This is a genomic window from Rothia sp. HMSC076D04 (genome assembly GCF_001814645.1).
In the GTDB taxonomy this organism is placed as follows: domain Bacteria; phylum Actinomycetota; class Actinomycetes; order Actinomycetales; family Micrococcaceae; genus Rothia; species Rothia mucilaginosa.
This window is the reverse complement of sequence record NZ_KV817365.1, coordinates 103,329-126,268: the sequence shown is the minus strand read 5'-3', so window position 1 is coordinate 126,268 and position 22,940 is coordinate 103,329. Positions and strand designations below refer to the sequence as shown.

Annotated in this window: 13 protein-coding genes and 3 tRNA genes; 4 read left to right on the top strand and 12 right to left on the bottom strand. The window is 61.3% G+C overall.

What is annotated here, in order from left to right; all coding sequences use genetic code 11:
* Positions 1-20: 20 nt before the first annotated feature.
* The 7 genes from prfA to argS all read right to left on the bottom strand — a co-directional run bounded on the left by prfA (position 21) and on the right by argS (position 11,123).
* Positions 21-1,103 (bottom strand): peptide chain release factor 1, encoded by a 1,083-nt coding sequence (gene prfA / locus HMPREF2980_RS02940; protein WP_005506482.1) that lies wholly within the window; start codon positions 1,101-1,103, stop codon positions 21-23.
* Between the two features lie 142 nt (positions 1,104-1,245).
* Positions 1,246-3,399 (bottom strand): transcription termination factor Rho, encoded by a 2,154-nt coding sequence (rho, locus tag HMPREF2980_RS02935; protein ID WP_070690086.1) that lies wholly within the window; start codon positions 3,397-3,399, stop codon positions 1,246-1,248.
* 513 nt (positions 3,400-3,912) lie between these two features.
* Positions 3,913-4,881 (bottom strand): homoserine kinase, encoded by a 969-nt coding sequence (thrB, locus tag HMPREF2980_RS02930; RefSeq protein WP_049326915.1) that lies wholly within the window; start codon positions 4,879-4,881, stop codon positions 3,913-3,915.
* A 122-nt stretch (positions 4,882-5,003) separates the two neighbouring features.
* The gene (thrC, locus tag HMPREF2980_RS02925) at positions 5,004-6,104 is read right to left on the bottom strand and encodes a threonine synthase (RefSeq protein ID WP_070604619.1); all 1,101 of its coding nucleotides are present in this window, start codon (positions 6,102-6,104) and stop codon (positions 5,004-5,006) included.
* Between the two features lie 157 nt (positions 6,105-6,261).
* A complete protein-coding gene (locus tag HMPREF2980_RS02920) occupies positions 6,262-7,551 on the bottom strand; it encodes a homoserine dehydrogenase (RefSeq protein ID WP_070690084.1) in 1,290 nt (429 codons plus the stop codon).
* Positions 7,552-7,854: 303 nt separating this feature from the next.
* Entirely contained in the window at positions 7,855-9,375 is a 1,521-nt protein-coding gene (locus HMPREF2980_RS02915) for a diaminopimelate decarboxylase family protein (protein ID WP_070629504.1), read from the bottom strand.
* 83 nt (positions 9,376-9,458) lie between these two features.
* Entirely contained in the window at positions 9,459-11,123 is a 1,665-nt protein-coding gene (gene argS, locus HMPREF2980_RS02910; RefSeq protein ID WP_070690082.1) for an arginine--tRNA ligase, read from the bottom strand.
* A 74-nt stretch (positions 11,124-11,197) separates the two neighbouring features.
* On the opposite strand from argS, the gene HMPREF2980_RS02905 reads away from it, so the two are divergent.
* The 3 genes from HMPREF2980_RS02905 to HMPREF2980_RS02895 all read left to right on the top strand — a co-directional run bounded on the left by HMPREF2980_RS02905 (position 11,198) and on the right by HMPREF2980_RS02895 (position 13,768).
* Positions 11,198-11,271 (top strand) — tRNA-Arg (locus tag HMPREF2980_RS02905).
* 308 nt (positions 11,272-11,579) lie between these two features.
* Positions 11,580-12,527: an NADP-dependent oxidoreductase gene (locus tag HMPREF2980_RS02900; protein ID WP_049350335.1), complete on the top strand. Its 948-nt coding sequence runs from the start codon at positions 11,580-11,582 to the stop codon at positions 12,525-12,527.
* 14 nt (positions 12,528-12,541) lie between these two features.
* A complete protein-coding gene (locus HMPREF2980_RS02895) occupies positions 12,542-13,768 on the top strand; it encodes an alpha/beta hydrolase (RefSeq protein WP_070690080.1) in 1,227 nt (408 codons plus the stop codon).
* A gap of 87 nt (positions 13,769-13,855) precedes the next feature.
* On the opposite strand, the gene HMPREF2980_RS02890 is transcribed toward HMPREF2980_RS02895, so the two are convergent.
* Positions 13,856-14,317 (bottom strand): helix-turn-helix domain-containing protein, encoded by a 462-nt coding sequence (locus tag HMPREF2980_RS02890; RefSeq protein WP_044150579.1) that lies wholly within the window; start codon positions 14,315-14,317, stop codon positions 13,856-13,858.
* Positions 14,318-14,602: 285 nt separating this feature from the next.
* On the opposite strand from HMPREF2980_RS02890, the gene hrpA reads away from it, so the two are divergent.
* Positions 14,603-19,135 (top strand): ATP-dependent RNA helicase HrpA, encoded by a 4,533-nt coding sequence (hrpA, locus tag HMPREF2980_RS02885; protein WP_070690079.1) that lies wholly within the window; start codon positions 14,603-14,605, stop codon positions 19,133-19,135.
* A 384-nt stretch (positions 19,136-19,519) separates the two neighbouring features.
* Here hrpA and HMPREF2980_RS02880 read toward each other — a convergent pair whose 3' ends face one another.
* From HMPREF2980_RS02880 to HMPREF2980_RS02865, 4 genes are all read right to left on the bottom strand, one after another.
* Positions 19,520-20,890, bottom strand: a complete 1,371-nt coding sequence (locus tag HMPREF2980_RS02880) for a hypothetical protein (protein ID WP_070690076.1) — start codon at positions 20,888-20,890, stop codon at positions 19,520-19,522.
* 301 nt (positions 20,891-21,191) lie between these two features.
* Positions 21,192-22,184 carry an HNH endonuclease gene (locus tag HMPREF2980_RS02875; protein WP_070690074.1) on the bottom strand — a complete coding sequence of 331 codons (993 nt, stop codon included), beginning with the start codon at positions 22,182-22,184 and terminating at the stop codon, positions 21,192-21,194.
* Between the two features lie 509 nt (positions 22,185-22,693).
* Positions 22,694-22,765, bottom strand: a tRNA-Val gene (locus HMPREF2980_RS02870).
* A gap of 24 nt (positions 22,766-22,789) precedes the next feature.
* A tRNA-Cys gene (locus tag HMPREF2980_RS02865) sits at positions 22,790-22,860 on the bottom strand.
* Positions 22,861-22,940 lie beyond the last annotated feature (80 nt).

The following is a 22,940-nucleotide window of genomic DNA, read 5'->3' as shown; positions in this document are numbered from 1 at the left end:
GAACCTACGTCTGCACAGAACTACTTCTGTTCCTGGCCCACCTGAGCGAGGCGGTGCGCCTCGTCCATCTCAATAGCGGACTGAACCACAGGCTCCAGGTCGCCGTTCAGCACAGCATCCAGGTTGTACGCCTTGTAGCCGGTACGGTGATCCGCAATGCGGTTCTCCGGGAAGTTGTACGTACGGATACGCTCCGAACGGTCCATGGTACGCACCTGCGAAGCACGGTGTGCCGCGTTCTCAGCGTCAATCTGCTCCTGCTGGTGAGCCAACAGGCGCGCACGCAGAACGCGCATCGCAGCTTCACGGTTCTGCAGCTGAGACTTCTCATTCTGCATCGCCACCACAATACCGGTCGGAAGGTGAGTAATACGCACCGCCGAGTCAGTGGTGTTCACCGACTGACCACCGGGGCCCGAAGAACGGTACACGTCAATCTTCAGGTCGTTCTGGTTAATCTCGATTTCCTCGGGCTCATCCACCTCGGGGAACACCAGAACACCAGCAGCAGAAGTGTGGATACGGCCCTGAGACTCAGTCGCCGGAACACGCTGCACACGGTGCACGCCACCCTCATACTTCAGGTGCGCCCACACGCCCTCAGCAGGCTCATTCGAGGAGCCCTTAATAGCAATCTGGGCGTCCTTGTAACCGCCAACATCGGTGCTGGTCGAAGAAATAATCTCAGTCTTCCAGCCCTTGTTCTCGGCATAACGCATGTACATGCGCAGCAGGTCACCAGCGAACAGAGCCGCCTCGTCACCACCGGCACCAGCCTTCACCTCAAGAATGACGTTACGGCCATCATCCGGGTCACGCGGAATCAGCAGGCGGCGCAGCTTCTCCTGAGCAACCTCCAGCTCCTCCTCCAGACCGGGAATCTCCGCCGCGAAATCCGGATCCTCGTCAGCCATCTCGCGAGCAGCCTCAAGGTCATCCTTCAGCGAAGTGTACTTGTTGTACGCAGTCACAATACCGGTCAGCTCCGCGTAACGGCGGCCCACACGGCGTGCCTTACCCTGGTTCGCCTGCACAGCGGGGTCAGCAAGCTGATTCTGCAGGTCAGTGTGCTCATCCAGCAGAACCTGAATAGATTCAAACATTCTGTTCTCTCTTCCATCTCCCGCACTTTATGCCGCACGGGCAGGCACTAGACATCTCGCACCCCACACAACAGGGATGCGCAAAACGAACGTCTCACGCGCCCCACCCACATGAGGAGGTGGGGCGCGTGAGATACGAGCCTTAGTCGACCAGACGCAGACCGTTCTTCTGAACCGTCAGAAGGAACTCCACGTTGCTTTCAGTCTTACGCAGCTGGTTGGTCAGAACGCCCAGAGCCTGCTCAGGCTCCATACCCGCCAGGGCACGGCGCAGACCCCACATAATCTTGATCTCATCCGGGGAGAGCAGGTTCTCCTCGCGGCGAGTACCAGAAGCGTTAATATCAACAGCCGGGAAGATACGCTTATCCGCCAGCTGACGGGACAGGCGCAGCTCCATGTTACCGGTGCCCTTGAACTCTTCGAAGATCACTTCATCCATCTTCGAGCCGGTCTCAACCAGGGCGGTAGCCAGAATGGTCAGCGAGCCGCCCTCTTCAATGTTGCGGGCAGCACCGAAGAACTTCTTCGGCGGGTACAGTGCGGCAGAATCCACACCACCGGAGAGGATACGACCGGATGCGGGAGCCGCCAGGTTGTATGCGCGGCCCAGGCGGGTCATGGAGTCCAACAGCACGACCACATCGTAGCCGAGCTCCACCATACGCTTCGCACGCTCAATAGCCAGCTCAGCCACAGTGGTGTGATCCTCAGCCGGGCGGTCGAAGGTCGAGGCGATAACCTCACCCTTGACGGTGCGCTGCATATCGGTCACTTCTTCAGGACGCTCATCCACCAGGACCATCATCAGGTACACGTCCGGGTTGTTCACGGTAATCGCATTCGCAATGGACTGCAGCATGAGGGTCTTACCCGCCTTCGGCGGGGACACAATCAGACCACGCTGACCCTTACCAATCGGAGACACCAGGTCCACCACGCGGGTACCCAGCTTCTTCGGGGTGGTCTCCAGGCGCAGACGCTCCTTGGGGTACAGCGGAGTCAGCTTCGAGAAGACGCGGCGGTTAGCTGCTTCCTCAACGGTCTGACCGTTAATCGCCTCAACCTGAACCAGCGCGTTGAAACGCTGGCGGCTGTTCGACTCACCATCACGCGGCACGCGAATCGCGCCGAGCACGTGGTCACCCTTACGCAGGTTGTACTTCTTCACCTGAGCCAGGGAGACGTACACGTCGTTGGTGCCGGGCAGGTAGCCGGTGGTACGCACGAAAGCGTAGTTATCGAGAATGTCCAGAACACCGGAAATCGGTGCCAGCACATCGTCTTCGCTCAGACGAGGCTCGTTCTCCTCGCGGCGGCGAGCCTGCTTCTCAGCACGCTCAGCCTGACGGTCACGCTTGGAACGGCGCTCAGTGCGCTCGGCACGCTCTGCGCGTTCTGCACGCTCAGCAGCCTTACGCTCGGCACGTTCGCTACGCTCAGCATTGCGCTCTGCACGCTCCGCCTGGCGGTCACGCTTGGAACGACGCTCAGTACGCTCACCATCCTGGTCGCGGCGACGCTCACGGGTACGAGTACGCTTCGAGCTCTTCTCACCGTCAGGGGTGCCAAAAGTCATGTCCAGGGCAGCGTTCAGGCTGTCCAGGCTCGCGGTGCCGTCAGCGGTAGTAGCCTTCAGCTCAGCCGAGTTACCGGGCAGGTCAACCTGCTCCGAACGCTCACCAATACGCTCAGCAGCCAGCTCAGCACGCACATCCAGCGGGGGAAGCTCAGCGGGCTTCTCTTCCTTACGGGTGCGGGTGCGGCGGGTACGCTTCTCCGGCTTCTCGTTATTCTCAGTCTTCTCGGACTTCTCAGCCGATGCGTCCTCGCCCTCAGCGGCGCGGCGAGCGCGCGCACGCTTCTGAGCGGGAGTCTCATGGCGGGAAGAGCGGGTACGCTTCTCAGACTTTTCAGCCTTCTCAGCGCCCTCGGCGGGAGCCTCAGCAGCCTCCGCGTTTTCGGTCTTCTCAGCCTTCTCCACCTTCGCCTCAGCATCCTTCTGGGCGCGAGTACGGCGGGTACGGCGAGGCTTAGACTCCTCAACCTTCTCAGCATCGGGAGTCTGGGCAGACTCAGCGGGAGTCTCAGCCTTGGGCTCAGCAGGAGCGGCTACGGCGCCGCCACGCTGATGCTCCTCAAGAGCCTGAACCAGCTCAGCCTTCTTCAACTTCAAATAGCCGCGGATACCAAGCTGCTGGGCGAGGACACGCAGCTGCGCGACCTTCAAGTTTGCAAGTTCCGGTGCGGCAGCCGCCGTACCGTACTCATCGGTGACAACAATATTCTTTGCCAACTACAATTCCTTTGGTTATAAGCCCTGAAAATCTTCAGAATAAAGATCGGGCGAACGCTATAGCGCGGTCAAAGGCTTAGACACTGCCGAAAGAAAACAGCAGTCCGCACCTTCGACTCCCTCGAACCGCACTGGAGGCGGTTCGCGTCTCTTACCGTACCCGCTGATTCAGACACAGCGAGCACACACGGAAGATAAGGCGCTCTATCACAAATGTGGGCAAGCCCAAACCATCATCTCTAAGAACCATCTACACGAGATGAAGAGGATGGAATGGTCACTTTGAAAGGGCACCCGCCGCGAAACCGAACCTCCAGAAAAGTCTTCCCCTATGCGTCAGAAACAAAGAAAGACGTGGAATCCAAAGGCACTCCCCCGAACCCTGCCGGCTCCCGCCCAGATACACAAAGCATCTGAGGCATCAGGGGAAACGGAAGTACGTTACGAAGGATAGTATCGACGGTCTACATTGAACGACGGGCGAACCTCAACATAGGACGAACTAATAACGTCCTACTGAGTAACTATAACACCTTCAGTATCAATTTCAAGAGGAAGAACCCGCCAGTCCAGGCGACAATCCACAATAGCGCTACAGGGGTGAGTCGCCGCGAACTCGGCAATAGCCTCCTGCACCTGCTGCACCTGCTCATCGCCGTGCGCAAAGGTCAAAACAGTCGGGCCAGCGCCAGAAATCACCGCAGCAAAACCCTGACTGCGCAGGTACGCAACCAGCACAGCGGACGGCTCCATCGCGGTCACGCGGTACCCCTGGTGCAGGTAATCCACGGTCGCATCCATCAGGTACTCGGGAGCATCAGAGAGAGTGCGCACCAGCAACGCCGCACGAGCGGAGTTCGCCACCGCCTCAACGTGGGGCATCTCCTCAGGAATCAGCGAACGAGCAAGCTTCGTCGACACCTCATAATCGGGCACAGCCACCACAGGGTGAACATCAGGATGCACCGGAATAATCAAGGTCTTCCAGTTGCCCATCTCACCCCAGGACACCGACAGGTTGCCGTAAATCGCCGGAGCCACGTTATCCGGGTGGCCCTCCATATCGGAGGCGACCTGCAGCATCTGCTCACGGCTCAGACGGTGCTCCTCCGGCAGCAGACCGCTCGCCGCAGCCACACCCGCCACAATAGCCGACGCCGAAGAACCCATACCGCGAGAATGCGGAATCTTATTATCAGCAATCAGCTTCACCGGGGGCAGTTCATCCAAACCAGCCGCCGCGAAACCAGCCTTCATCGCCTGCAAAACCAGGTGGCTCTCGTCGCGAGGAACATCCGCGCTACCCTCACCGCTGAGCTCAAACTCCAGGCCGGATTCAATACGCTCAACAACCAGCTCATCATAGAAGCCAAGACCCAAACCCATGCTGTCATAGCCGGGACCCAGGTTAGCGCTCGTAGCGGGAACGCGAACCTTAACGGACGCGCCCACCGGAATATCAGAAATATGCAGGGAAGACATGAGAAGAACCTCGCGATCGGTGACGTAATGAGTGAATAGGTGAAAGATACAAAAAGGGCTGTCATGCAGGTGCACCCCGCCCCGAAAAATCGGGACGGAGTGCACAACGTAGTATGAATAGGCTAGTGCAAATCGAGAATATCTGCCACAGCAACCACGTCGAAGGGAGCCTTAGTCGGCTCAACCTTCACGCCGTTCACAGCCTGCAGAGCCCACTGCGGGTCCTTCAGACCGTGACCGGTCACGGTGATGACGATGGTCTTACCCTCGGGAGCTTCACCGGCGCGGTGCTTCTTCAGCAGACCCGCAACACCGGCAGCCGAAGCCGGCTCCACGAAGACACCCTCGCGGGCAGACAGCCAGCGGTGCGCCTCCAGAATCTCCTCATCGGTGACAGCCTCAATCACGCCGCCGGACTCATCGCGAGCAGCTTCAGCCTTCTCCCACGACGCGGGGTTACCGATACGGATCGCGGTCGCAATGGTCTCAGGAGCCTCAATCGGGTGACCAGCAACGATCGGTGCAGCACCAGCAGCCTGGAAGCCCCACATGATCGGGCGCTTGGTCGCAACCGGCTCCAGAACCTCACCGTCACGGTTGGTGTAAGGCTCCGAGTACTCCTTGTAGCCCTTCCAGTACGCGGTGATGTTACCCGCGTTGCCAACCGGCAGCAGGTGGTAATCGGGAGCGTCACCCAGGGTGTCAACAACCTCAAACGAACCGGTCTTCTGACCCTCAATACGGTAGGGATTGACCGAGTTCACCAGGAACACCGGGTAGTTCTCGCTGAGCTTGCGGGCAATCTCCAGGCAGTTATCGAAGTTGCCGTCAATCTGAATGATGTCAGCACCGTGAGCGATAGCCTGAGACAGCTTACCCATAGAAATCTTGCCGTCCGGAACCAGCACTGCACAGCGCATACCAGCCTGCAGAGCGTACGCAGCAGCCGACGCGGAAGTGTTACCGGTCGAAGCACACACAACAGCCTTCGCGCCGTCACGCTTAGCTGCGGTCATCGCGCTGGTCATACCGCGGTCCTTGAACGAACCGGTCGGGTTCATACCCTCAAACTTCAGGTAAACGGTGTTACCGGTCTCAGCAGACAGTGCCGGCGCGTGAATCAGCGGGGTACCACCCTCGCCCAGGGTTACAGCCTTTACATCATCTGCGAAGGGCAGACGGTCACGGTACTCATTGATAACGCCCTGCCACACGTGTGCCATTGGCTTCTCCTTCAATCTTGGCGCCCCGCCCGCCGGACCTTCCGTAGGTCCGGCGCGGTAGCGGGTACGCGGGTTAGTTAGTGAGCGATGCACCCGCAAGCGAACATCGCACGTTTAGTGAGCGGCGCGTGCCGCACATAGATAACGCTTTTGGGCCTTAGTGCTTCTCGGACTCCACGCGGATGACCGAGTTCACCTCACGCACAGTGTCCAGAGCGTCAATCACAGCAATCGCACGGCGCAAATCAGCGTCCTTCGCAGAGTGGGTGACCATACGAATCTGAGCCACACCCTCCTTCGGGGTGGACTGACGCAGAGAATCAACAGAAATACCGTGCTCGGCAAGGATACGGGTAATATTCGCCAGAACGCCCAGACGGTCCTCCACCAGAACACCCACCGAGTAGCGAGAAATCACGTTATCCAGGCTAGTTGCGTGCAACTGAGCGTGAGAAGTCTCCGGAACACCGGGACCGCCCAGCACCAGGCGACGAGCCAAAGACACAAAGTCACCCAGAACAGCCGAAGCAGTCGGAGCGCCACCCGCACCGGGACCGTAGAACATCAGCTCGCCAGCGTTCTCCGCCTCAACGAACACAGCGTTGAACGCACCGTGCACACCAGCCAGCGGGTGCTGACGCGGAATCAGGGTCGGGTTCACGCGAATGTTCGCGCCGTCCGCACCCTCGCGCTCACAAATGGCCAGCAGCTTGATGACGTAACCATCAGCATCCGCAGCCGCAACATCATCAGCGGTGATGGAGGTAATGCCTTCAGTGTGCACATCATCGATGGTGAAGTCAGAGTGGAACGCCAGCGAAGCAACAATCGCAGCCTTCGACGCGGCATCGTGGCCCTCAACGTCAGCGGTCGGGTCAGCCTCCGCGTAGCCGAGCTTCTGAGCCTCAGCCAGTGCGTCCGCGAAGGATGCGCCGGTGGTGTCCATCTGATCAAGAATGTAGTTGGTGGTGCCGTTCATGATGCCCAGAACGCGGGTCACACGGTCACCAGCCAGGGAGTCACGCAGGGGGCGCAGAATCGGGATAGCACCCGCAACAGCAGCCTCGTAAGAGAGCTGAGCACCGGACTCATCAGCGGCAGCCTGCAGCTCCACGCCGTGCTTAGCCAGCAGCGCCTTGTTGCCGGAGACCACGGACTTACCCGCCTTCAGAGCACGCAGAATGCGGGTGCGAGCCGGCTCAATACCGCCGGTCAGCTCGATGACCACATCCGCCGCATCAATCAGGGATTCAGCGTCGGTGGTGTACAGCGAGGGGTCCGCATTCCAGTGGCGGGATGCATTAGTATCGCGCACAGCAATACCGATCAACTCCACGGGGGCGCCAATGCGCTTTTCAAGGACGGCGTTATCCTCGACCAGGATGCGAGCAGCCTGGGAACCGACATTACCGGCACCGAGCAGTGCTACTTTGATCTTTTCAGCCACGATAGTCTCTTTCTACGGTCTGTTCCGGGTTCGCCCCGGTATCTCTTCGGGCTACGGTGTGGATGCGGCGCAGAGCACGCACTCAACAACCACTTTATCAAGAGCCGGGGACGGCTCAGCAGCCTCAAGCTGCGACTTTTACTCTCTGAGATGAGGTATCCCTCACAGTGATGAGGTGAACCTTATCTTCTGTCATGTTGTGAACGCACAAAACCGTGAAGACCCCACCCGCAACCGCCACCTCACGGCGTCCATGGCAGAGACGGGAACTTCACGGTTTTTCATGATGTTCAGACAGTGTTCTTAGATATCCGAACCCATATCCAGCGCCAACATATCCTCCTCACGCTGACGACGAATCATCACGCGAGAAGGCTTACCCTCAGCAGTGGCAATCACCGGCGGGCGAGTCAAGAAGTTATAGTTCGAACCCAGCACATAGCAGTACGCGCCGGTCGCCGGAACCGCCAGAATATCGCCAGCCTGCAGGTCAGCGGGCAGGTAGCAGTAGCGCACCACCACATCGCCAGACTCGCAGTGCTTACCCACCACGCGAGAGAGCACCTGCTCCCCCGCCGGGGCACGATTCGCCAGGGTCACCGAATAATCCGATTCGTACAGCACCGGGCGGGCGTTATCACTCATACCGCCGTCCACCGAAACGTAGCGACGCACACGAATCTCGCCGTTCTCATCTTCAATGCTCACGTTCTTAATGGTGCCCACCGTGTACAGGGTCGCACCCGAAGGACCAGAAATAGAACGGCCCGGCTCGAACGACATATGCGGAATCGCCATGCCCAAGCGCTCGCAGGTCGCCGCGACGGAAGCGGCAATCGACTCGGTCACCTCGGTAATGGAGCGGGGGTGATCCGCCTCGGTGTAGCCAATACCGTAGCCGCCACCCAGGTCCAGCTCCGGCAGGATCACGCCCAGGTCACGGTTGAGACGGTTCATGAACTCCAGGGCGGTAGTTGCCGCCTGCTCGAAGCCCTCCGCCTCAAAAATTTGCGAACCAATATGGCAGTGAATACCGCGGAAATCCAGGGAATCGGTCGCGTTCAGAATCGCGGCAGCCAGAGCCGCGTAAGAATCGGTAGCCTCAACACCCCAGTACTCCAGCTCCTCCTCGTCCAAACCCGCGAGCGCGGCGGTACCGGGCTGCAGGGACATGCCGAACTTCTGGTCCTCGTGCGCGGTCGCAATGGATTCGTGGGTCGAGGCATGCACGCCGGGGGTGATGCGAATCAGCACCGGAACCGGGGCGTACGGTTCTTCTCCCTCCGCTACACGCTCGGCGGCAAGCTCGGCGTACACGCGCTCAATGAGCTTGAGCTCGTCCACCGAGTCAGCCACCACGCGGCCCAGGCCGTTGCGGATCGCGCGGGCAATCTCAGCCTCCGACTTGTTATTACCGTGCAGGGCGATATTCGCACCGGGCACCTGCGCGCGCAGAGCCAACGCCAACTCACCACCGGAGGCGGTATCCAGGCACAGCCCCTCCTCGGTCGCCCAGCGCGCCACAGCGGTAGACAGGAACGACTTACCGGCGTAGTAAACGCTCACCTTCGCACCGTGCGCGGCGAAAGCCTGCTCAAAAGCGGTGCGGTAGGCGCGGGCGCGGGCGCGGAAGGTCGTCTCGGAGAAGACGTACTGCGGGGTTTCGTGCTCAGCAACCAGGTCGCTGACGGTCATACCGTCAATGCAGAGCTCGCCCTGCTCATTGCGGGTAAAGGAATCAGTCCAGATGGTGCGGGACAGGGCTTCGGGGTGCTCGGGGTAGGTGAGCCATTCGGGGGCGTAGAGGGCGCGGGCTTCGCTCATCGTGTCTCTTTCTTAGCTATCTTTGCCGGCATACGCTCAACCCCCGCCCCGGTAGCACCGGGTCGGGGGTTGAAACGAGAGTATTACATGCGCTCGGGTGCGCTCACACCCAGCAGGTTCAGGCCGTTAGCCAGCACCTGCTGTGCTGCATTGTTCAGCAGCAGGCGGGTACGATGCAGGTCGGTGACCTCTTCATCAGCCTTGGGGGCGACGCGGGAGACACCGTACCAGCTGTGGTACGCCGAAGCGAGCTGCTCCAGGTAGCGGTTCACGCGGTGCGGCTCGTAGAACTTCGCGGCATCGCGCACAGCAGCGGGGAACTGGCCGAGTACAGCCAGCAGCTCACCGTCAGCAGCCGAGTCGAGCAGGGAGGTATCCACGCCGTCCTCAACTTTCACGCCAGCCTCCGCGGCGTTACGTGCCACAGCGGCGGTACGTGCGTGAGCGTACTGCACGTAGTAGACCGGGTTCTCGTTGCTCTTGGAAGTCAGCAGGCCCAGGTCAATGTCGATGGGGGTGTCCACCGAGTAGCGGGTCAGCTCGTAGCGGGCTGCGTCAACGCCAACAGCTTCGACCAGGTCCTCGAGGGTGACCACGGTGCCGGCACGCTTGGACATACGGACGGGTTTGCCGTCCTTGACCAGGTTCACCAGCTGACCGATCATGACCTCAATCTGGTCGGCGCGGTAACCAAGAATCTGGGCGATAGCCTTCAGACGGCCCACGTAGCCGCTGTGGTCAGCGCCGAGCATATAAATCGCCACGTCAGCGGGGTTTACTGCACGGGTCATCTTGTCCTGGTAGTAGGCGATATCACCCGCCACGTAGGCGTGGTTGCCGTCAGACTTGATGACCACGCGGTCCTTATCATCGCCGTAGTCGGTGGTGCGCATCCACCATGCACCGTCAGCTTCGAAGAGCTGGCCGTTCTCGCGCATGGTGTCGAGCAGGGCGTCCACCTTGCCGCCTTCGAACACGGAGTTCTCGTGGAAGAACACGTCGAAGTGGGTGCCGAATGCCGCCAGGGACTCCTTAATCTGATCGAACATCAGGTGAGTACCGATTTCGCGGAAAATCTCTTCGGGGTTCTCAGCCTCAAGCGCGTCGGGGCGCTGAGCCAGAATCTGGTCCTTAATGTCAACAATGTACGCGCCAGCGTAGCCGTCCTCGGGGGTCTCCTCACCGCGGGCAGCGGCAATCAGGGAGCGCACGAAACGGTCAATCTGGGTGCCGTGGTCGTTGAAGTAGTATTCACGCACGACGTTAGCACCCTCAGCCTCAAGGACGCGGGCGAGCGCATCACCGACGGCAGCCCAGCGGGTACCACCCAGGTGGATGGGGCCGGTGGGGTTCGCGGAGACGAACTCAAGGTTAATGGTCTTACCGGCGAACTTGTCGCTGCGGCCGTATGCTTCGCCAGCCTCAACGATGGTGGCGGCAAGCTCACCAGCGGCTGCGGCGTCCAGGGTGATGTTCAGGAAGCCGGGGCCAGCAATATCTACGGATGCGACACCGGGGATGGCACCAATCTTCTCTGCCAGAAGAGCTGCTGCCTCACGCGGGTTCTTGCCCACCTTCTTGGCGAGCTGCAGAGCGACGTTGGTTGCCCAGTCGCCGTGTTCGCGGGACTTGGGGCGCTCCACTCGGACGGCGGGCAGTTCAGCGCCCTCCACGAGGGTCAGCTGGCCGGAGGAAATGGTTTCTTCAAGGGCAAGCGCAATGGCTTCGGAGAGTTCTTCAGGAGTCATAACAAACTATTCTAGCAAGCCTTGGCAGGTACCTGACCCTTTATCTAGTGCTTATCTGATACCATAGGTGGGTTGCCTCTGTAGCTCAGCGGATTAGAGCACCAGTTTCCGGTACTGGGGGTCGAAGGTTCGAATCCTTTCAGGGGCACGATGTTCTTATTCGAGAGGGAACACGGGAGCCGATATCCGAGGCGTATTGTTCGGGTATCGGCTCCTTTTTATTTAACAACTCAACTTTATTGAGCCGCTCACCCTGTTGTGCATAAAGCCTGCGCCGGGCGACCGTTCCCGCCACCTCCCTCTTCAACCTCAGACTTCAACCTCAGGCTTCAACCTCAGAGGGTGGACACTACCCGCCTACCTGTTGTGGCAACGCTAACAGCCTTGAGAGAATGGGAAAACGCGCACACCCGTCACATCAGCACGGCTTCAAGCCACAACAGCGGAGGTAACCCGATGACCACCATGCGCCAGATTCAGCTCACCGAATGGGGCGACGAAAGCGTTCTGCACGAAGCAAACGTACCTATCCCCTCGCCGGTGCGCGGTCACGTGCTCATCAAGACGGTTGCCGCCGGTGTCAACCCGATTGATCTGACCACCCGCAAGGGTCTGGGTCCCGCCGCTCAGCTGGCAGATCCGTCGTACAAGCCCTTCGTTCCCGGCTGGGATGTTGCCGGCACGGTGGTTGCTACCGCCGGCGACTACACGGGTTTCAAGGTGGGCGACGGCGTATTTGGTCTTGTTTCTTTTCCCTCCCCCGCCGGTGCGTACGCCGAGTATGTTCTCGCCCCGGCGCATCAGCTGGTGAAGGTGCCCGCCGATGTTCCCTGCGCGCAATTGGGTGGCGCTCCCCTGGCGGCACTGACCGCATACCAGGCGCTCTTCGAAGTGGCGCGGTTGAAGGAAGGCGAGCGCGTACTCATTCACGCCGGTGCCGGAGGCGTCGGTCACCTCGCCGTTCAGCTGGCGGCGCAGGCTGGCGCTCAGGTTTTTGCGACCGCCTCCGCGGCGAACCACGAGTTTGTGCGCTCGCTGGGTGCCCAGCCTATTGATTACCGCACCGAGGATTTCCGTACCGTACTGGGTCAGACCATGGATGTGGTGCTCAATTCCACCGGTCAGCAGACCTTCCTCGATTCGCTGGAGGTGCTGGTTCCCGGCGGCCGCATTGTCACGCTGACCAGCCCCGACCCGCTGGATGTTGCGCGTGAGCGCGGCTTCGAGGCGCAGTGGCTGACGGTTCACCCGGACCGCGCGCAGATGCAGGAGATTGCCCGCCTCATGTCCTTGGGCCTGTTGAAGGTGCACGTGGATCAGGTGCTTGATTTTTCGCAGGCTGCGCAGGCTCACACACTGGTGGCGACGGGTCGCACCCGCGGCAAGATCGTACTGGTTCCCTAACGAGGTGCTGATTCATGCAGATTTCTGAGAGCGCGCCGAAGGTTGAGGGCGCATTGAATACTGAGGGCACGCCGAATGTAGAGGGTGCACTGACCACTGAGGGCGCGCCGAAGGTTGAGGGCACCGAGTACTGCTCCGGTTTTTACCGCGAGGCGGGCTTTTACGATGCCCACTCACTACCCGACTACGGCGCGCAGTCACCGGTAACTCGCGAGGCGTTCGCCTACGATTTCTTCCCCGCCGCTGCCGATTCTTCAACTGCCGAAGCTTCAACTGTCGAGGCTTCTTCCCCCGCGCCGCTGCTGGTGTGGGTTCACGGTGGCGCCTGGCGCTTCGGCACCAACCAGGCCCTACGCGACATCATCCTGCGCACCCCTGGCGGGGAGCAGCCCAATACGCAGGCGCTCATGCGCGCCGCTTTTCAGCAGGCAGGTTGGGCGGTCGCATCCATCAACTACCGGTATTCACATCAGGCACTCTTCCCGGGTGCCCTGCACGATGTGAAGGAGGCCGTGCGTTTCTTCCGCGCCAACGCGCACGAATTCGGTATTGATCCGCAGCGCATCGCGGTAGCGGGCGGAAGCGCCGGCGGGCACCTGAGCATGATGGTTGCGCATACGGGAGATTCCGCCGCCGGTGACGGTAGCGGTGGGGATCCTGCGAGCGCACCCGAGCACGACGAATACTTTGAAGGCAGGGCGGCGAGCGCCTACCCGTCCCATAGTTCGCAGGTGGCGGCGGCGGTTTCGTTTTACGGGGTCAGCGATTTGAGGACCATCTTCACCGACCGTCCCCTGGCTGGCTATGCTCTCGACCACCCCGAGGATGACGGCGCCGAATGGCGGCTGTTGGGAAGTACCCACCCGGTACCCTCAGATCTGTCGGCTATCGACGCTTCCAAGGGTGAGCGGGCGGTTCCGGGTATCTGCATCGAGCGCGCCCAAAAGAACTGGGAGCGTGCGCATCCTATTGATGCGGTACGCCCCCAGAAACGAGTGAATAAGGTCGAAAGTGCCTCTGCACCGGGTGCGAGCGGCGGTGCCACTCCCCTCATGCTCGTGCACGGTATTAGTGATTCGTGTGTGCCGTACCAGCAATCGGTGCGGGTGTATCAGGCGCTGCGCACGCGGCAGGTGCCTACCGATTTGGTGCTGGTTCCGGATGCCGAACACGGGGATTCGCGCTGTTTTAGCCCCGATATTGTTCAGCAGATGCTGCAGTTCTTCAACCGTACTGTTTAGTTCAACCGCGCTTTCTAGAACCGCGCTGTCTGAACCGTATTGTCTGACCCGAGTGATTGATCAGAAAGTAATCGACCAGATGCGGGTTTAGCGAACGCGGCGGTTCACGTATTCGTGCTCAAGGCGGTAGCGTTCGAGGTCATCAAAAGCAACGCGACGGTGCGTGTTAATGCGCTCGAACGGAATATCTCCGCGCTCCAGCAGGCGAACAACGGTCGGGCGGGATACGCCCAGGTAGTCTGCCGCCTCCTGCGTGGTCATGAGGCGGTCCTGGCGTACCACACAGACATCCTTACGGTCGGCGAATGCGCGCGCTACGGAGGTGAGGGGTCCGTACATTTCGGGAGAAATCTGTACGCGCTCGCCGTCGCCGGTGACCAGGTAGAGGGTTTCTTCGGCGCTGAGGCGGTCGAAGTGGGTGCGCAGACTCGCGTGAACGAGGGCTTGGAAGAGTTCTTCGCAGCGGTGGTGAATTTCTTCGTGCTGTCCGTCTTCGTAGCAATCCAACACTGCAACACGTGTTGCCGGGTACGTCTTTGGTGATGGCATAGTCACTCCTTCGTTACTGTGTTATTCACCACTGTAGCAGTTGAACGAAACTATCGAAAGAAAGTTAAGAAGCGCAGTTAATTCGCATCTACGGCGCATAAAATTCAGATGAATAATTATTAATTCTATAGATGGCATTTGATGTCATTTATTGTACATTAACTACTCTCCTGGGGTCAGTATTCCACCACCGCCCACCCCTGGGTTACCGCGAACAAACCCAAATATGACAAACAAAGCACACCCCAAGCCCACCGCGGGCAAGGCGAGTACACTGGATAGGATATGTCTGAGCAGAAATCCACGAAGAAACACGCAGATACTTCTAAGGCCCCCCGCACCGCCCCCACCATGGCGAGCATGGCCGCCGCAATCCATGCGGCAAAGGTACGATCCTCCGAAAAAATCGGTGAAAAAACCGCAGATAAAACTACTGAGAACAACGCGGTAAAAAACGGCGCACAGAAGAGCGGCGCCCCAAAGAAGGGCGCACAGAAGAACAGTGCCCAGAAGAATAACGCAGACCGCAAGAACTCCTCCCGCGGCGCCTCCGAACGCAACTCCAACGCCTCCCGCTCCAACCGACGCGCAGGCGCCAACAACCGCGCCCGCAAGCAGGGCAACCAGCAGGGCGGCAACAAGGGCGAGCAGCAGAACCGCCCGGCACCGCGCCGCTACGAGCCCTTCATTCCCGAGGTCATCACCTACCCCGAAGAGCTGCCCGTCAGCGAACGCCGCGAAGACATCATGAACGCGATCCGCGACAACCAGGTTGTCATCATCGCGGGTGAAACCGGTTCCGGTAAAACCACCCAGATCCCCAAAATGTGCCTCGACCTGGGCCTGGGAGAGAAGGGTCTCATCGGCCACACCCAGCCGCGCCGACTCGCCGCACGCTCCGTCGCCGAACGCATCGCCGAAGAACTCGGCCAGAAAATCGGCGAAACCGTCGGCTACCAGGTTCGATTCACCTCTGAAGTAGGCGAACACAGCGCTATCAAGCTCATGACCGACGGCATTCTGCTCGCCGAAATCCAGAACGACAAGCTGCTGCGCCGCTACTCCACCCTCATCATTGACGAGGCGCACGAACGCAGCCTGAACATTGACTTCATCCTCGGCTACCTCAAGCGCATCCTGCCGCAGCGCCCGGATCTGAAGGTCATCATCACCTCCGCGACCATCGACCCGGAGCGTTTCGCACGCCACTTCTCCCCCAGCTACGTGCCGGGCAAGGGCATCGTCGACGAAAACCTCAACGCCGAAGAACGCGAAATCGCCGAGGCGATCCTGCCCGACGACGCGCCGCCCATCATTGAGGTGTCCGGCCGAACCTACCCCGTGGAAATCCGCTACCGCCCGCTCGACGAGGAAGACTACCTCAGCGACGACGAAATCGAAGACGACCACGATCCCACCGATGGCATCCTCGACGCCATTAAGGAACTCTCCAAGGAAGCGCCCGGCGACATCCTCATCTTCTTCTCCGGCGAACGCGAAATCCGCGACGCCAAGGACGCCATCGAGGCGATGGTCCTCAAGTCGCCGCGCCTGAACTACGAAGTGCTGCCCCTGTACGCGCGCCTCTCGCTCGCCGAACAGCACCGCGTGTTCTCCCCCGGATCGCGCCCGCGCATCGTGCTCGCCACGAACGTTGCCGAAACCTCGCTGACCGTGCCCGGCATCAAGTACGTCATCGACACCGGCACCGCACGCATCTCCCGCTACTCGGCACGCACCAAGGTGCAGCGTCTGCCCATCGAACGCATCTCGCAGGCAAGCGCCAACCAGCGTTCCGGTCGATGCGGCCGCGTCAGCGACGGCATCGCAATCCGCCTCTACTCCGAAGAAGACTTCAACTCACGCCCCGAGTTCACCGACCCCGAAATTCTACGCACCAACCTCGCAGCCGTCATCCTGCAGATGATCGCAATCGGCGTGGTCCGCGAACCCGGCGACATCTCCCGCTTCCCGTTCGTGCAGCCGCCCGCATCCCGCGCCATCAACGACGGCGTGAACCTGCTGCGCGAACTCGGCGCGCTCACCGAACGCCCCCGCCAGCCCCGCAAGGGCCGCGGCAATAGCGCAACCCTCACCGCCATCGGCCGAGCCATGGCGGCATTCCCCGTGGACCCGCGCCTCGCCCGCATGATCATCGAAGGCGGCCGCCGCAACTGCGCCAAGGAAATGATGGTGCTCGCCGCCGCCCTGACCATCCAGGACCCGCGCGAACGCCCCGCCGACGTGCGCGCCGAAGCCGACGCGATGCACGCCCGCTTCGTCGACGACACCTCCGATTTCTCCTCCTTCCTGCTGCTCTGGGACTACATCAACGAGCAGCAGGCGGCGCTCTCTTCCTCGCAGCTGCGCAAGATGTGCCACCGCGAGTTCATCAACTACCTGCGCATCCGCGAATGGCAGGACCTCTTCGCCCAGCTGCGCGAAATGGGCCGAACCGCCAACATTCACGCCAGCGGCGGTCGCGATATTAACGCCTCCGCGCACGAGGTAGACATCCACAAGAGCCTGCTCACCGGCCTGCTCTCGCACGTGGGCGTCAAAGAAGAACGCGAGAAGGACTCCAAGGGACGTACTCGCGGCCCCCGCGAATACCTCGGCGCACGCGGCACCAAGTTCGCGATTTTCCCCGGCTCCGGCCTGTTCAAGAAGGGGCCCGACTGGGTGCTCTCCGCCGAACTCGTCGAAACCTCCCGCCTATGGGCGCGCACCAACGCCGCCATCGAACCGCAGTGGATCGAAGAGGTCGGCAAGCACCTCATCAGCGTGCAATACTCCGAACCGCACTGGTCCCTCAGCTCTGGCGCGGCCGTCGCCTACGCCAAGGGCACCCTCTTCGGCCTGACCATCTACGCCGACCGCCCCGTGCAGTACGCCCGCGTGGACGCCGCCGCAGCCCGCGAACTGTTCATCCAGTCCGCCCTCGTCGAAGGCCAATGGCACACCCAGCACAAGTTCTACCTGCGCAACCAGCGCGCCCTCGCCGAAGTCGAAGAACTCGAAGCACGCCTGCGCCGCCGCGACCTGCGCGTGGACGACTCCGTGCTCTTCGCCTTCTACGACGCCCGCATCCCCGCCCACGTCACCGACGTGCGCGCCTTCGACAAGTGGTGGAAGCAGGCACGCCTCGAAGACGACAACTACCTGGACTTCAACCCCGAAAAGCTCATCAACGAGGAAGCTGCCGACTACGACGACTCCCAGTTCCCCCGCCAGTGGGTGCAGCGCACCGACAGCGGCGAACTCACCCTGGACCTGCGCTACGAATACGCCACCACCGCAGGTGTAGGAGGCGCCCGCACCGAAGCCGCCAAGCGCGACGGTGTGGCCGTGCAGGTGCCGATTCTCTTCCTCAACCAGCTGAGCCCCGAACCGTTCCGCTGGCAGATTCCCGGCCTGCGCCACGAGCTCGTGACCGCGCTCATCAAGTCGCTGCCCAAGGCGATTCGACGCAACTTCGTGCCCGCACCCGACGTGGCGCGCGCCGCCTGCGCCGCCCTCGAGGAAGACTACTCCCCCGCAACCGACGAGCTGCTCCCCTCCCTCGCGCTCGTACTGCGCCGCCTGCGCGGCGTGGTCGTCGAACCCGAAGCCTTCAACTGGGACGCCGTGCCCGAGCACCTGAAGATGGGCTTCCAGGTGCGCAACACCCGCAACAAAATCCTGGGTGAGGGCAAGGACCTGCGAGCCCTGCAGCAGCAGCTACACAAGGAGATTCGCAGCGCCCTCGCCGACTCGCTCGGCGCATCCGACGAGGCCATGGCGAAGATGGTTGCGCTCGCGCAGGGTGGATCAGGCAACTCAGGCGGCTCGGGCAACTCGGGTGGCTCCGCTCGTCCGGGCAGCGCAAAGGGCGCGAAGAACCCGGCGAAGGGCACCCAGGCCGAGGCGGGTGCATCCGGCGGAGTACGCGAGGTCACCGGCCTCACTGCCTTCCCCGCCGACCTCTTCCCCAACGGAGAAATCCCCCGCAAGGTACAGCGTGTCATCGCGACCCAGGCGGTTAACGGCTACCCCGCTCTCGTGGACGAAGGCTCTAGCGTGGGTCTGCGCATCTTCCCCACCGAAGCAGAGCAGCTGCACGCGCAGCGTCGCGGCATCATCCGCCTGCTCCAGCTGCAGGTGCCCTCGCCCGTGCGCTACGTGAGCGAACACCTCTCCCACAAGGAGAAAATCGTCTTCACGCAGAACCCGCACGGCTCCATCGACGAGCTCATTCGCGACTGCACCGTCGCGGCGCTCGACCACCTCGTGCCGCACACGCCCATCTTCACGCACGCCGCATACAGCGAACTCTACGAGCATGTGCGCGCCGAACTCATCGAGACGGTCTTTGACGTGACCAAGCTCGTCGCCGAAATCCTCTCCGAAGCCACCGCGCTGAAGAAGGCTATCAAGAAGGCCACCTCGCTGACGACCATGCACGCCGTCTCCGATGTGAAGGCTCAGATGGAGAACCTGGTCTACCCCGGGTTCGTGGCGCAGACCGGCTACGACCAGCTGGTTCACCTGCCGCGTTACCTGAAGGCCGCCCAGGTGCGCCTGACGAAGCTCGGCCCGAACCTACACCGCGACAACCAGCTCATGCTTACCGTGCAGGATCTGGAAGACTCCTACGATAACGCGGTCAAGTCGCTACCGGCAGGCACCATCGTGCAGGATGCGCTCCGCCGCGTGAACTGGATGATTGAGGAGCTGCGCGTCAGCTTCTTCGCCCAGGAGCTCGGCACCGCCTACACGGTCTCTGAGAAGCGCATTGCGAAAGCTCAGCGTGAGGCGCTGGACGCCATCAAGCGTTAGTTCAGGGAATACGGTTTAGTTGCGGATGGCGGTGCTCGTCCTCGCTCCTACTCAGGTGTAGGTGCGCCGCATGTTTCCTCCGCGCCTACGCAGGGGCACCCGTCACCCGGACGCTCCGCTCTTCCTTGCTTCGCTGCGGAGAGCGTCCGGGTTGACACCCTGAGGGCGCTTCCGGAAAACACGGCTGCACCTGCAACGCAAGCAAAGAGCCCCCACACGAGGTAATCGTGTGGGGGCTCTTTGCCGTTCACAGCGCAAGCTAAGCCGGGAACCTAGCGCGGAAAGGCGGTGTCGTCCGTAGCGACATCAGGGTGCCCGAGCTCTGCGAGGGCGGGTGCCCCTGTAGGAGCGAGGACGAACACCGCCTCTCAGCGTGAGAAACGGTTAGGCAGCCGCCTCGCAGAAGGTCACCGTCACCGAACCGTTACCGCGCTCGCGCATCCACTGCGGCGCGTTCTCAGCCGAAACGATGGAGCCATCAGTCACGGACGGCGCAATGTACGAGCCGCCCGCGCCACCGGCGCCGCCCTGCATCGTGTAGCCGAGACCCTGGCGCACGCCCGTCGGGCTGTTCAGCCACTTCTGGGTCAGCACAATCGAGGAGACGGACTGCGCCGCGCCGGAACCGCCGCCGCCGCCGTAACCTGCACCGCCGCCACCGGACACCACGGACTGATAGCCGTTGAAGTTCTGTGCGTACGCACCTTCGTCGTTGTAGAGGTCCAGGTCCCAGCTGCGGTCCTCGTAGGTGCCCTTCTCGTGCACGCTGGCAGGGTTCTCGTCGAGCTGGTAGGAGTACGCGCCCGCACCGTCGCCGCCGTTGCCTGCGAAGCCGCTCGTGCCTGCGTTGCCGGCCGTGAACTGGCTGAAAAGTACCTGGTTGTTGGTGGTCTCGAAACCGATGATGGGGCCACTAGCGGGAAGGGTGCCCGCCGCGCCGCCTGCACCGCCTACGCCTGCCGCGCCGCCGAAACCGGAGTTGTAGGTCAGCACCTTGGAGCGTTCAGCCTTGTAGATTTCGTAGCCGGGGGTACCCGCAGAACCCGCCGCTGCGGAGGCGCTACCCGCCGCGTCAAACTGCGGGGACGCGTCCGAGCCGAGTGCCGCCACGCCTGCGTCGATCTGGCCGTCGAGGTTGGAGTACCAGGGGTCTGCGTAGGACACGCCGGAGCTGGTCATGCCCGCGCCGCCACCGCCGCCTGCGACAGCAACCACGGTGCCGTCGATGAGCAGTGCGGAGGAGCCGCCACCGGATGCGGCGTAGACCTGGCTCTTGGAGTTTGCCGGGTCAGCGTACTTTGCGTCGACCTGCGCAGTGACGTTGGCGGGGATGGTGTAGGCGGGTACGGAGCCGCCGTTACCGTAGCCTTCACCGCCGGCGGTGGGGTTCAGGGAGCCGTCGCCGATACCGCCTGCCGCGGCGATGATCTGCACGGTGGAGCCGGGGGTTACGGGGATGATGCCGGTGACCTTCGCGCCGGAGCCCGCCTGGGTCATGCGGTTGTTGGTACCACCCGCGCCGCCGACCAGCTCAAAACGAAGCTTGTAGACGTTGTTGGGCACGGCGAAGCTCTGCACGGTCTTGGCGCCTTCGTCGGTGCCGGAGATGCTGTATGCCGGGTTGGCCGCCAGGATGCAGTCGTTGGTGGCGGCGACGGATGCCGCGTAGGAGGGGATGGTTGCCGAGGCTGCGACGACCGGTGCCGCCCAGGCTGCGCCAGCGACGAGCTTGCGGCGGGTCAGGGAAGTAGACATGGTATGCCCTTTATTCAGGTGGGGTGATGTGTTTGCGGTGCGGCGATATTTGAATCCAGGCGAGCCTCGATTTGCTTGCCGTGGAAAGAAAATCAGCGCCGAGGAAAAGAATACCCTGAACCTCAGCTTTAACATAAATCCCTGGTTGGAGTGCGGCATGGGAGCCTTTGGGCATCTCGCGCCGCTCCCTTCCTTCGCTCCTGCAGGGGAACCCGCCACGCCCGGACGCTCCGCTCTTCCTTGCTTCGCTGCGGAGAGCGCCCGGGCGGGCACCCTGATGTCGCTTCCGGAAGGTGCGGCTTTATGCGAGCCGCAAGTTCTGCCCGCGCACGCAACGCCAGCAGAGGGTCTGCAGGTTCTCGGGCTCATTGTTGCCGCCTTCGGACAGCGGCACCTTATGGACGACCTCGAGGATGAGGATTCGTTCACGCATGATGGAGTTGCCGCATCCGGGGTTTTGGCAGGTGTAGTTGTCGCGTTCTTTGATGCGTTGGCGTAGCTGGGCGGTCATGAGGGTGCGTTTGCCGCCTTCGGGCCATGCCCAGCGTATTTTGCGTTCGAGGGTTTCGGAGAGCGCGTCGAGGGTCGGAGTGTCGAGGGTGACGGTGACGGCGCGGTTTTCTTTGCCGTTGATTGAGGTGTATTCGAAGCGATAGACGGGGTATGGCACGGTCAGCCCTACGTGGCAGACGTTGAGTTTGTCCCAGAACTCGTCGGCATAGTGCTTGGTGATGAATTGGGGCGGGTTGATGTGTGCGAGCATGTCGTCTTCGCGGCGTCGCACGTTGTCGACGGCGGTTTCTAGACGCGCGATATCGTCGGAGAGGCGCTGCACGTCTTTGAGGGTTTGCAGGTCGGCTTCGATGTGGAAGTATTTGGTGAGGCTGCCGATGGGGTCCCGTTCGGCTTCGAGGACGACCTGTTTTGAAGAGTTGTAGACGTGCGGGTGGCGTTCTTCGGGTTTCTTCCGCAGCAGCGTCTGCCAGGTTTTGGGTTGTTGAACTTCGACGGTGGCGAGGTGGCTGTACATGCCGTTGGTGGAGGCGCCGAGTTCGTAGATTCCGCGAGTATAGATGTCGTGTACGTAGCTGGCGACTTCGTTGTATTCGCTGGCGAGTGTGGCGGTGCGTTGCCGGTGTGTTTGGAATTCGGGGGTTGCGAAGTACCGGTTTTTGCGGATGGTCAGGACAATGCCCACGATGAGCACGATGATGGCGGCGCCGAGGATGACGTACCAGAGGGAGAAGGCGAGGCATACGGCGAAGAAGATGCCGAGCCCTTTGAGGAATTTCATGGGTGTTCCTTTGTGATACGGCGGTGTATCTGTGAGTGTAGATTTCCTCCATTAGGGTATCGGAGGTATTCGCGGCGTGCAAAGCATTTGGTCATGTCAGAGAGCGTTTGACTGCTGGCTACACCTTCCGGATGCGCCCTCAGGGTGCCCGAAGCGAAGCGAGGGCGGGTCCCCTGCGACGGCGCGGAGGACGTGTGTAAGATGCACGCCCTACAAATGTAGACTCGGCGGAGCCAGCAAAAGATTGAGAAGGCGACAGCCCCCTCCCCCTCCAGTTCGTTATACCGGTATCGCGCGCACAAGCCCTGCCCTTACTGAACCGGGGTCGAGTGTTTTACTTACGGGGCAGAGGGATGGTGTCCTCCGTCGTGACATCAGGGTGCCCGAAGCGAAGCGAGGGCGGGTCCCCTGTAGGAACAAGGAAGACCACCATCCCTCCATAAAACCGAAACCAAAACTAAAAAGTTAAACACAAAAGCCCTGATTCCGAAGAATCAGGGCTTTATCTGTGCGCGATACTGGGATCGAACCAGTGACCTCTTCCGTGTCAGGGAAGCGCGCTACCGCTGCGCCAATCGCGCTCACAAAACAGTTGTTTTGTTGCGAGGTGAGGACGGGATTCGAACCCGCGTACACGGCTTTGCAGGCCGCTGCCTAACCACTCGACCACCTCACCGCATACGCTCCACGAGGGAACGCGTTCGAACTCTTGGAGTCCTTACGAGCGGTTGACGAGACTTGAACTCGCGACATCCA

Coding starts and splice junctions, on each gene's coding strand:
- HMPREF2980_RS02880 (WP_070690076.1), bottom strand. CDS start 20,890: ATGTCTACTTCCCTGACCCGCCGCAAGCTCGTCGCTGGCGCAGCCTGG.
- thrC (WP_070604619.1), bottom strand. CDS start 6,104: ATGGCACACGTGTGGCAGGGCGTTATCAATGAGTACCGTGACCGTCTG.
- HMPREF2980_RS02890 (WP_044150579.1), bottom strand. CDS start 14,317: ATGCCATCACCAAAGACGTACCCGGCAACACGTGTTGCAGTGTTGGAT.
- thrB (WP_049326915.1), bottom strand. CDS start 4,881: ATGTCTTCCCTGCATATTTCTGATATTCCGGTGGGCGCGTCCGTTAAG.
- hrpA (WP_070690079.1), top strand. CDS start 14,603: ATGTCTGAGCAGAAATCCACGAAGAAACACGCAGATACTTCTAAGGCC.
- HMPREF2980_RS02875 (WP_070690074.1), bottom strand. CDS start 22,184: ATGAAATTCCTCAAAGGGCTCGGCATCTTCTTCGCCGTATGCCTCGCC.
- HMPREF2980_RS02900 (WP_049350335.1), top strand. CDS start 11,580: ATGACCACCATGCGCCAGATTCAGCTCACCGAATGGGGCGACGAAAGC.
- argS (WP_070690082.1), bottom strand. CDS start 11,123: ATGACTCCTGAAGAACTCTCCGAAGCCATTGCGCTTGCCCTTGAAGAA.
- HMPREF2980_RS02915 (WP_070629504.1), bottom strand. CDS start 9,375: ATGAGCGAAGCCCGCGCCCTCTACGCCCCCGAATGGCTCACCTACCCC.
- HMPREF2980_RS02895 (WP_070690080.1), top strand. CDS start 12,542: ATGCAGATTTCTGAGAGCGCGCCGAAGGTTGAGGGCGCATTGAATACT.
- prfA (WP_005506482.1), bottom strand. CDS start 1,103: ATGTTTGAATCTATTCAGGTTCTGCTGGATGAGCACACTGACCTGCAG.